This is a genomic window from Pantoea sp. CTOTU49201, assembly GCF_032054795.1.
In the GTDB taxonomy this organism is placed as follows: Bacteria; Pseudomonadota; Gammaproteobacteria; order Enterobacterales; family Enterobacteriaceae; genus Pantoea; species Pantoea symbiotica.
Genome location: NZ_DAMBSA010000136.1, coordinates 1 through 10,452 on the forward strand (window position 1 = coordinate 1; position 10,452 = coordinate 10,452).

Here is a 10,452-nt window from a genome sequence, read left to right on the forward strand (position 1 = left end):
GTACCCGCGAGGGTGCCAGCGAAACCCATCGCCTCGATCATCTGATTGTCACCACCGGTCCCGGCCATGAAGCCTTAACCGCCAGCCAGCCATTGTTGCAATCGCTGAGTCAGCAAGGGTTAATCCGCGCAGACCTGCTCGGTTTTGGTATTGATGTCGACAGCCAGTCGCGCACGCTCAATCTCACCGGCCAACCCAATGCGCGATTGTTTGTCGTCGGTCCCGCAGCGCGTGCGCGCTTCGGTGAACTGATGGGATTGCCGCAGGTCGCCGATCACGCCGCCGCCGTGGCGCAGCATATTTTACAAGAACTGCAAATCGCTCCCGCCGAGCGATGTCCCCCTTCAGCGCTTTAATCTCTCAACATCCTAAAAATTAACTAACGAACGCCGGGTCGTAACACGATCACGGCCTCGCTATGGAGATTGCTATGCCATCGCAACGTGAAATTCGCTTGAACGCATTTGATATGAACTGTGTCGGACACCAGTCGCCGGGTTTGTGGGCGCATCCGCGTGACCGTTCCTGGCAGTACAAAGATCTGGAGTATTGGGTCGATTTGGCGCGCCTGCTGGAACGCGGCAAGTTTGACGGCCTGTTTATCGCCGACGTGCTCGGTGTTTACGACGTACTCAACGGCAACGGCGATGCGGCGATCCGCCAGGCGACGCAGGTGCCGGTCAACGATCCGCTGGCGTTGATTACGCCAATGGCGCTGGTCACTGAACATCTCGGCTTTGGTCTCACCGCGTCGCTGTCGTTTGAACATCCCTATCCGTTTGCGCGCCGCTTATCGACGCTAGATCACCTGACCAAAGGCCGCATCGGCTGGAACATCGTCACCTCGTATCTTGAGAGCGGGGCGCGCAACATTGGGCATAAAACCCAGACCGATCACGACAGCCGCTACGATTACGCCGACGAGTATCTGCAAGTGGTGTACAAGCTGCTGGAAGGCAGCTGGGAGCAGGATGCGGTATTGCGTGACCGCGAACGCCGCATCTTCAGCGACCCGCGCAAAATCCATCCCATCAATCACCAAGGCACCTTCTTCAACGTGCCGGGCATTCACCTGTGTGAACCGTCACCACAGCGCACACCGGTGCTGTATCAAGCGGGCGCATCGAGTCGCGGCAAACAGTTTGCGGCAGAACATGCCGAATGCGTGTTTGTTGCCGCGCCGTCAAAAGTACTGCTGAAGAAAACCGTCGCTGATATTCGTCGCCGTGCAGCGGAAGCGGGGCGCGATCCTTACAGCATCAAAATCTTCAATCTGCAAACCGTGATTGTCGCCGAGACCGATCTGGCGGCGCAGGCGAAGTGGAAAGAGTACACCAGCTGGGTCAGCTACGAAGGCGCGCTGGCGCTGGTATCGGGCTGGACCGGCATCGACTTCGGCCAGTACCAGCCGGATCAGGTGCTGAAATATATCCACACCAACGCCATTCAATCGGCGGTCGAAACCTTCTCCACTGCCGATCCCGATCGTCAGTGGACGGTAAAAGCGCTGGCGGATTGGGTCGGCATCGGCGGCTTTGGTCCGCTGATTGTCGGTAGCGCGGAAACCGTCGCTGACGAGTTGCAAAGCTGGGTCGAAGAGACCGACGTCGATGGCTTCAACTTCGCCTACGCACTGACGCACGAAACCTTTGAAGATGTGGTGGAGCTGCTGATCCCGGAACTGCAAAAGCGCGGCGTCTACAAAAAAGAGTACGCGCAGGGCACGCTGCGCGAGAAGTTATTCGCTGCCGGTCCGCAGCTGCAGGCACCACATCCGGGCGCGAGCTATCGCGTTAAATCCTCCACGCTGCAGGAGGTCTCATGATCGAAATAGATCAGCTCAGCAAACACTATCGCGCGCCCGACGGCCGCCTCACCGAGGTGCTGAAATCCATCAGCCTACAGGTGCCGCAAGCCAATATCACCGCAGTGGTTGGGCCGAGCGGCGCGGGTAAATCGACGCTGGCGAAGTGCATCAGCCTGCTGGAGCAACCGAGCGCCGGCAGCATCCGCGTTAACGGCAGCGATCTCTCGCGGCTGGATGGCGAAGCGCTGCGTCAGGCGCGTCGCTCGATTGGCACCGTTTTCCAGTCTTCCGCGCTGCTGCAACGCAAAACCGCGTGGGAGAACATCGCCTTACCGCTGCACTATCTCGGCGTGGTGGATCGCGATATCGCCGCGCGCGTGGGCGAATTGCTCGACAGCGTCGGCCTCAGCCACAAAGCCAAAGCCTATCCCGGCCAGCTTTCCGGTGGTCAGCGGCAGCGTATTGGCATCGCGCGGGCGCTGGCGTTGCGCCCGTCGGTTTTGCTGGCGGATGAAGCCACCTCAGGACTCGATCCCGAAGCCACCGTCACCGTGCTCGACCTGCTGAAAAAACTGCGTGATGACTACAAGCTGGCGATAGTGCTGATCACCCATGAAATGGATGCGGTGCGTCAGGCGGCAGATGCGGTAGCGGAAATTCGCGACGGCCAAATCGTGCAGTACGGCGTGGTGAAAGAGCTGCTGGCGCAGCCGGATTCTCTGTTGGGACAGCGCCTGTTCCCGCTGGCGGCGCAGGCGGGCGATGCCGAGCTGGTGTTGCAGCTCAGCTATCGCACCGATGTGCCGGTCGCCAGCGACTGGATATCGCGCCTAAGCCAGCAGTTTGGTCTGCGTATTGATCTGCTCGGCGCGCACGTTGAGCAGGTGAATGGTCTGCAAGCGGGCCGCCTCAAGGTGGGCATTCACTATCAGCAGGAACGCGTGCCGCTGGCACGTTTGCTGTCGCAGCTGGAACAACTGGGCTTGGTTGCCAGCGTTTCCGGCAGCGTGTTGCCATTGCGGGAGGCGGTATGAGCGTATCAGTGATGAGTCAGGATACGCCGTGGCCAGAAATCCCGGCGTTGATGCTGCCCGCTCTGGGCGAAACCGCATTGATGGTGGTGATCGTGATGCTGTTCGTGGTCACCTTCGGCGGCATCGTCGGTGTGGTGCTGTTTAACACCTCATCGCGCGGTCTGTTTCCCCATCGCGGGATTAATAGAGTGCTGAGTTGGATTGTGAACATGGGACGTTCGTTGCCGTTTCTGGTGCTGATGGCGGCCATCATTCCGTTCACCTTCTGGCTTACCGGCACCACCATCGGCATTCCCGCCGCCGTTGTGCCGATGATCGCCGCAGGCATTCCATTCTTTGGCCGTCTGGTGGACAACGCGCTACGTGAGCTGCCCGGCGAAGTCACGGCGGTTGGCCTGGTGTGCGGCGGTTCGCGCTGGCAGATCATCCGCTCGGCACAACTCAGTGAAGCGTTACCGGCGATTGTTGCGGCGGTGACACTCAACCTGATCTCAATGATTGAGTACTCCGCGATTGCCGGCACCATCGGTGCGGGCGGGATCGGTTATCTGGCGGTGGTGTACGGGTATCAGCGCTTCGACAACCACATCATGATTGCCACCATCGTGGTGCTGATCGCCCTCATTCAAACCATCCAATTTCTCGGCGACCGTTTGGTCACCACATTACGCCATCCTCAGGGGACATCGTTATGACAACACAAGATTTCGAGCTGCGTAAAACCCGCCGCTGGCCGTGGCTGCTACTGATTATAGTGGTCGTTGTACTTGCAGCAGGCGGCTGGTTCTGGCGCGGGCAACAGGCGCAGGCGGTGGTCTTTGGTACCACGCTGAAAGTACATTTTGAACCGGCGATGGCGGGTGAGCAGAAGCTGATCGAATACGTTGGTGAGCACATCGCGCCGGATTACGGCCTGAAGCTGGAAGCCGTTGGCGTGCAGGATCCGGTGCAAGCCGACCGCGCGGTAGCGGAAGGGCAGTATGCTGCGACGGTATATCAGCACCAATGGTGGCTGAAGCAAGTGGTGGATGCCAACGGCTTTGCGCTGACCTCAACGCTGCCGCTGTTCCAGTGGGCGTTTGGTATTTATTCCGATCGCTACACATCGGTGGCGGATTTGCCGCAGGGCGCGACCATCGTGGTGCCAGATGACGGCGCCAATCAGGGCCAGGCATTATGGTTGCTGGCGCGTCAGGGTTTAATCACGCTCCATCCTAACGTTGAGCCGCGCACGGCCAAACTGAAGAACATTGTCGGCAATCCGCACGGCTTCGTGTTTAAAGAGCTCGATCTGCTGACTATGCCGCGTGCGCTTAACTCGGTGGATGCGGCGATTGGTTACGTCTCACAATTCGACGCCGGTAAAGTGCCACGCGAAAAAGGCATTCTCTTCCCGCCTGCACCGCGCACTTTCGCCTCTCAGCTGGTGATTGGCACACCTTATCTGGACCAGGAAAACATCGAGAAGTTGAAAAAAGCCTTCTCCGATCCGCGCGTCCAGCAGTGGTTGAAGACCACCGACGATCCGCTGGTAAAAGGGGTGTTGGTGCCGGTCTCAGCCAACTAATTTTTTGTTGATTGCACACCCGGACGCGTCAGGCGTGTCCGGGTTTTTGTGTTGGCGAAAATTCAATTATCTAATTGATTTTAATGTAAATTAATATCAAGAATTGTTGTTTTGGTACAGCCAATAAAACGCTTATAACAACCTCACCTGCATTACAAAACAACAGCGTGAGGCGTTATGAGTTCTCTTCCTTTAGAAAACACCATCCCGGTTTCCGAACCGGTACGTTCGGTCAGTGACGTGGCAAGACTGATCAACACTCGCACCAAAAATGACAATTACGCGCGCATGATTGTGTTCCTCGCGCTCGGCGGCGTGTTTCTCGACGCCTACGATCTCACCACGCTTTCGTACGGCATCGATGATGTGGTGCGTGAATTTCAGCTCTCGCCGCTGCTCACCGGTTTAGTGACCTCCTCAATTATGGTTGGCACCATTGTCGGCAATCTGGTGGGCGGCTGGCTGACGGATAAATATGGCCGCTATTCGGTGTTTATGGCCGATATGCTGTTCTTCGTGGTTTCAGCAATTGCGGCGGGCTTAGCGCCGAATGTTTGGGTGCTGATTGGCGCGCGCTTCCTGATGGGCGTTGGCGTCGGGATCGATCTGCCGGTGGCGATGTCGTATCTGGCGGAGTTCTCCAAATTCGCCGGGAAAGGCAACAAAGCCGCGCGACTCGCAGCCTGGTGCCCGATGTGGTACGCCGCGTCAACGCTGTGCTTCCTGCTGATCTTCGCGCTCTACTTCCTGCTGCCAAAAGAGCATCTTGACTGGCTGTGGCGCGCGTCGCTGCTGTTCGGTGCGGTTCCGGCGCTGCTGATCATCGCGGTGCGCAGCAAATTCATGAACGAATCGCCACTGTGGGCGGCAAATCAGGGCGACCTGAAATCGGCGGTGCGCATCCTGCGTGATTCCTACGGCATCCATGCACACGAAGCGGAACATCAGGCGCCACCGGCCGCGGCTGCACCGAAAGTGAGTTTCCGCGTGCTGTTTGAGAAACCGTGGCGCGAACGCACCATCGTTGCGGGCGTGATGAACATCTGTATCTCGTTTGAATACACCGCCATTGCTTTCTTCCTGCCGTCGATTCTGGCGCAGTTCCTTGGTGCGGGCGTGTTTGAAACCATCTCGGCCTCACTGGGACTCAACGCGCTGTTCGCCTTCACCGGCGGCCTGCTCGGCATGCGTCTGGCGTGGAAATATCCGTCGCGCCACGTCGCCATCGCTGGCTTTGCCCTGCAATTCTTTGCGCTGATCGCGCTGGCGTTGATAGGTCATCCAGAAGCCATTGCCGGAATCGTCTTTGCGGTATTGATGCTCGGCTTGTGGCTGTTTGCTGAAGGCTTCGGGCCGGGCGCGCAGCTGATGGTCTATCCGGCACTTTCTTATCCAACCTCGATTCGCGCCACCGGCGTGGGCTTCAGCCGCGCGCTTTCCGGCATCGGCAGTGCGTTAGCGCTGTTCATCCTGCCGATTCTGCAAGCCGCACTTGGCACCAACATGTTCTGGGTGGTTTCGCTGGCAGCGATCATCCCGATCTTCTTCCTGCTGGCGGTGCGCCACGAGCCCACGCTGCATGACATCGACGATCTTTCACATCAGGAGTCACCATGAGTTTACTGGCAACAGGTACCGATTATGAGGCGCTGGCAGCGCACTTCCGACCGATCTTCGCGCGCATCGCTGAAGGAGCGGTGGCGCGTGAGCGGGAACGTACCTTGCCGCATCAGCCGATTAACTGGCTGAAAGAGGCGGGATTCGGCACGGTGCGCATTCCAAAAGAGAAGGGTGGTTGGGGCGCATCGCTGCCGCAGCTGTTCCAGCTGTTAACCGAGCTGGCGGAAGCCGACTCCAATCTGCCGCAGGCGCTGCGCGCGCATTTTGCCTTTGTTGAAGATCGGCTGAATCAGCCGGATAGCGCGGAACGCGATCGCTGGTTTGGCCGTTTTATCGATGGCGAACTGGTGGGCAGCGGCTGGACGGAAATTGGCACGGTAAAACTCGGCGATGTCATCACGCGCGTCACGCCAGGCGAAAACGGCTGGACGCTCAGCGGCGAGAAGTTTTACAGCACCGGCACGCTGTTTGCCGACTGAATTGACGTCTATGCACGCCGCAACGATAACCAGGGCGATGTCATCGCTCTGGTGAACACTCACCAACCCGGCGTGACGCGTGAAGACGACTGGGACGGATTTGGCCAGCGCTTAACCGGTAGCGGCACCACGCGTTTCGCTAATGCCCACGTCGAGCAGGAACACGTCTACGATTTCGCTACTCGCTTTCGTTATCAAACCGCCTTCTATCAGCATGTGTTGCTGGCAACGCTGGCGGGAATTGGTCGTGCGGTGGCACGCGATGGCGCACAGGCGGTGGCAGCGCGAAATCGGGTTTACAGCCACGGCAACGGCGGCGTTGCGCGTCAGGATGCGCAGATTCTTCAGGTCATCGGGGAGATCACTAGCCTGGCGTTTGCGGTAGAAGCCACAGTGATCCGCGCGACACATTCACTGCAATCAGCATATGTTGCCCACGTGAGCAGTGATGAAGCGCAAGTTGCCGCAGCGAATGTGCAGGCCGAAGCCGAAGCGGGCCAGGCGCAGGTGATCGCTAGCGAACTGGTAACGCGCGCCGCTACCGAGCTGTTTAACGCGTTGGGCGCATCGGATACGCGCGTCAGCAAAGCGCTGGATCGTCACTGGCGCAACGCGCGAACCGTATCGTCACATAATCCGGTGGTGTACAAAGCGCGCGATATCGGCGACTGGAAAGTGAATGGCACCGCCCCAACGGGGATTTGGCAGATTGGCAGAGGCGAGGGCTGATAAAACCCGGTGCGCATTAATGCGCACCGGGCATGTAGGGTCGCCATTCATGGCGACCATAACTTCCAAACCCGTTAAATCATCACGTTACATCATTTTGTGAATCACAATCCAAAACTCAAAGTTGTTCATTATTAAACCAAATTTTATATTCGGTATCGGTGATTAATTAATTATGATTGGCCCTGGTTTTAAATGGAAATCAATAAAAGGGAGCAACAGAATGCAATCAGCCCTCACTCAACACCTGCCCGCACGCTAATCAAAACGTAATCAAGGGAGATGCTTCGCTAGTACAATAAGGATCAACGTGACGATCTGACCAAACAGCAACGCGACGCCTGAGTTAGGCGCGGAACGTGATTAAAAAGGGGCTGAGACATGACTGAACGCGATATTTTCAGTGAACTAATGACGGGTATGCAGGAGCTGAAAGATCATCAAGACGGAAACATCACGCTTAAGACATACAAGGTCAGCAAGTGCGCGCCGTTGACCATTGCTCCACAGGAACTGTGTGATTTACCCGAAAACCTCAACCTGTCTCAGGCCGTTTTTGTGCGTATTACGAATAAAAGATAAATCCAGGCCATTTATCAGGCCCGGATTAATTAATAATTTACTTCTTATCCAGCGACCAGGTCGCGCTACGCACATCCACTTTCACCGGTAGCAGACCCACGCGCGTAAAGGTATCCGCTAACGCCTGCTGCTCATCAAACACCTGTGGTGACATGCGCGATGCGCCATAAGGCAGACGTTTAATGGTGGTTTGCCAGATGGCTTTATCCAGGCCGGTCGATTTCGACAGAATCGCTGCCGCGTCATCCGGGTTCTTGTTGGCCCAATCGCTGAGTTTGCTCAGCTCATCAACCACCTGTTTCGCGGTATCAGGATGTCCTTCCGCAAACGGACGGCTGGCGAGATAGAAGGTGTAATGCGGCACCAATCCTTCTGCGTTGCGAATTTCACGCGCACCGGCGTTGGCTTCCACTTCTGCCAGGTACGGATCCCAAATCACCCATGCATCAATTGCGCCTTTCTGGAACGCAGCGCGCGCATCGGCAGGCGGCAGATACACCGGCGTCACGTCTTTGTAGTTAAGTCCCGCATCTTCCAGCGCTTTCACTAGCAGATAGTTAACGTCAGAACCTTTGTTCAGGCCGACGCGTTTGCCTTTCAAATCGGCCACGCTCTTAATTGCAGAGTCTTTCGGCACCACGATGGCTTCAGTTTTCGGGTTTGCCGGAGAATGACCGAGATAGATCAAATCGGCTTTTGCTGCCTGGGCGAAGGCGGGCGGCGCATCGCCGGTGGCCGCCAAATCTATGCTGCCGACGTTTAAGCCTTCCAGCATCTGCGGGCCAGCCGGGAATTCGACCCAGCGGATAGCGATGCCTTCCTTTTTAAAGGTTTCATCCAGCGTGCCGCGATATTTCAGCAGGGCAAAGATGTTGGCTTTCTGATAGCCGATGGTGACGGTTTCTGGGTTAGCGGCAAAGGCGTATGTGGAGAGCAGGCCAACGCTGAGAGCTAAAGCGCTCAGGACAGGAAGTTTTGCTTTCATGATGATTCTCGTGTGGTTTTTTTGCCACCTTAGCAAAGCCCTTATATAACCAATAAATAACTAATTTCGATCGCTTATAACCATTATTTATGTGATCTGGATCATTCACTGTAATCAGCAAACAGGGTTTGAATTTCCATAGATGCCTATATAATTAGCACGGTAATAATTTGTATAACAAATCAAAATGCCATTGCTAAAAGCTTCTGTCAGGATAAGTAATTCCGCTGCCTGCATAAGGTCTTACCCGTTCTATGAAGTGGTTTTCACGAAGCGCAGTGCTGTTTTCTGCCAAAACTTGTCTTGCTGCCTTTCTGGCTTTTTACATTGCTCTGGAACTCAATCTCGATAAACCGGCCTGGTCACTGACTACAGTGTACGTTGCCTCGCAGCTCTATTCGGGCTCGACGGTATCGAAATCGGTTTTCCGTTTCTTCGGCACCCTGCTGGGCGGGCTGTTTACGCTGCTGATCTATCCCGCCACGGTGCAGGATCCGCTGCTGTTCAGCCTGTGCATCTCACTTTGGGTGGCGGTTTGTCTCTATCTTTCGCTGCACGACCGCACGCCGAAGAGCTACGTGTTTATGCTGGCGGGCTACAGCGCGGCAATCATGGGTTTTCCCGACGTGGTGTCGCCATCGGCTATCACCTACACGGTGATTTCCCGCGTTGAGGAGATCACCGTGGCGATTGTTTGCAGCAGCCTGGTGCATCGCCTGCTATGGCCGGTCTCGATGCGCAATCTGTTAGAGCAGAGCGTTAACCTGTGGTATCAAAATGCGCGCAAGCTGTGCAGCGAGCTGGTTACGGCGATGCCCGCTGAGAAGTCGGTGGAGCGCGAAGATATCCTGATTCAGATGGCCAACTATCCGCTCAACGTCGAAACGCTCATCACGCATTGTGTGTATGAAGGCGATGCCGCGCGGCGTCTGGTGCGTTTAGTTAGCGTGCAATATCAGCATCTCTCCTATTTCATCCCAACGCTGACGGCAATCGAGTCGCGCCTCAATCTGCTGGCGCAGCAGCAAATCCGTTTTCCCGACTACATCGCTGAAGTCTTCCAGCAATTTTTGCTGTGGCTAAACGGTGAAGATCAGCTGCCGGTGCGCGACAAGCTCAGCCACGCGCAGGAGCAGCTGAAACAGGCGTGGCAAGAGGGCAGGCTCAACAGCGAAGAGAGCATTCTGCTGATGGGATTACTGGAACGCCTGCTCAATTTTGTGCGTATCGTTGATGCCTATCAAAGCGTTAGCGAACGCGTCAGTGAATGGACGCCCGCCGTCAAAGCCGGAAAGATGGCACGCGCGCATAAACACGTCGATAAAGGTTTGTTGCTGCTGTCGTCGTTCACCGCCTTTATCGCCACCTTCGTTACCTGCGTATTTTGGATTGGCAGCGGCTGGGTGGATGGCGCCACCGGCGGTGCTGTGTTCCTTCTTCGCCGGCATGGACAGCCCAATTGCACCGATGAAGCTGTTCCTGAAAGGTGTGCTGATCTCCGTGGTGATCAGCCTGCTGTATATCACCTTGCTGATTCCGCAGGCGGTAACCTTCGAAGCGCTGGTGATTTGTCTTGCGCCGGGCTTGCTGGCGCTGGGATTGGTTATCGCTAATCCGTCGACCAACCTGATTGGCCTGATTGTCGCCAC

General features: G+C 56.4%; 7 protein-coding genes and 3 pseudogenes. 9 read left to right on the forward strand and 1 reads right to left on the reverse strand.

Annotated features, from left to right (window positions below; all coding sequences use genetic code 11):
* The 8 genes and pseudogenes from RTY00_RS11525 to RTY00_RS11560 all read left to right on the forward strand — a co-directional run.
* Nucleotides 1-356, forward strand: a pseudogene (locus tag RTY00_RS11525) (FAD-dependent oxidoreductase); the annotation flags it as partial.
* A gap of 74 nt (nt 357-430) precedes the next feature.
* The gene (locus RTY00_RS11530; protein ID WP_312664530.1) at nt 431-1,825 is read left to right on the forward strand and encodes an LLM class flavin-dependent oxidoreductase; all 1,395 of its coding nucleotides are present in this window, start codon (nt 431-433) and stop codon (nt 1,823-1,825) included.
* Nucleotides 1,822-2,841 (forward strand): methionine ABC transporter ATP-binding protein, encoded by a 1,020-nt coding sequence (locus RTY00_RS11535; protein WP_312664531.1) that lies wholly within the window; start codon nt 1,822-1,824, stop codon nt 2,839-2,841. Before RTY00_RS11530 ends, RTY00_RS11535 begins: the two co-directional genes overlap by 4 nt.
* A complete protein-coding gene (locus RTY00_RS11540) occupies nt 2,838-3,536 on the forward strand; it encodes a methionine ABC transporter permease (protein ID WP_312664533.1) in 699 nt (232 codons plus the stop codon). The genes RTY00_RS11535 and RTY00_RS11540 overlap by 4 nt, the downstream gene beginning before the upstream one ends.
* Nucleotides 3,533-4,408, forward strand: coding sequence for a MetQ/NlpA family ABC transporter substrate-binding protein (locus RTY00_RS11545; RefSeq protein ID WP_312664534.1), 876 nt, complete (start codon nt 3,533-3,535; stop codon nt 4,406-4,408). The genes RTY00_RS11540 and RTY00_RS11545 overlap by 4 nt, the downstream gene beginning before the upstream one ends.
* Nucleotides 4,409-4,585: 177 nt before the next feature.
* Nucleotides 4,586-6,025 carry an MFS transporter gene (locus tag RTY00_RS11550; RefSeq protein ID WP_312664535.1) on the forward strand — a complete coding sequence of 480 codons (1,440 nt, stop codon included), beginning with the start codon at nt 4,586-4,588 and terminating at the stop codon, nt 6,023-6,025.
* Nucleotides 6,022-7,236: pseudogene (locus RTY00_RS11555) on the forward strand (acyl-CoA dehydrogenase family protein). Before RTY00_RS11550 ends, RTY00_RS11555 begins: the two are co-directional and overlap by 4 nt.
* Before the next feature lie 381 nt (nt 7,237-7,617).
* Nucleotides 7,618-7,818, forward strand: coding sequence for a hypothetical protein (locus tag RTY00_RS11560; protein WP_258145539.1), 201 nt, complete (start codon nt 7,618-7,620; stop codon nt 7,816-7,818).
* Nucleotides 7,819-7,855: 37 nt separating this feature from the next.
* On the opposite strand, the gene RTY00_RS11565 is transcribed toward RTY00_RS11560, so the two are convergent.
* Nucleotides 7,856-8,803, reverse strand: coding sequence for a sulfonate ABC transporter substrate-binding protein (locus RTY00_RS11565; protein WP_312664536.1), 948 nt, complete (start codon nt 8,801-8,803; stop codon nt 7,856-7,858).
* A 254-nt stretch (nt 8,804-9,057) separates the two neighbouring features.
* On the opposite strand from RTY00_RS11565, the pseudogene RTY00_RS11570 reads away from it, so the two are divergent.
* Nucleotides 9,058-10,452 (forward strand): annotated as a pseudogene (locus tag RTY00_RS11570) (FUSC family protein); the annotation flags it as partial.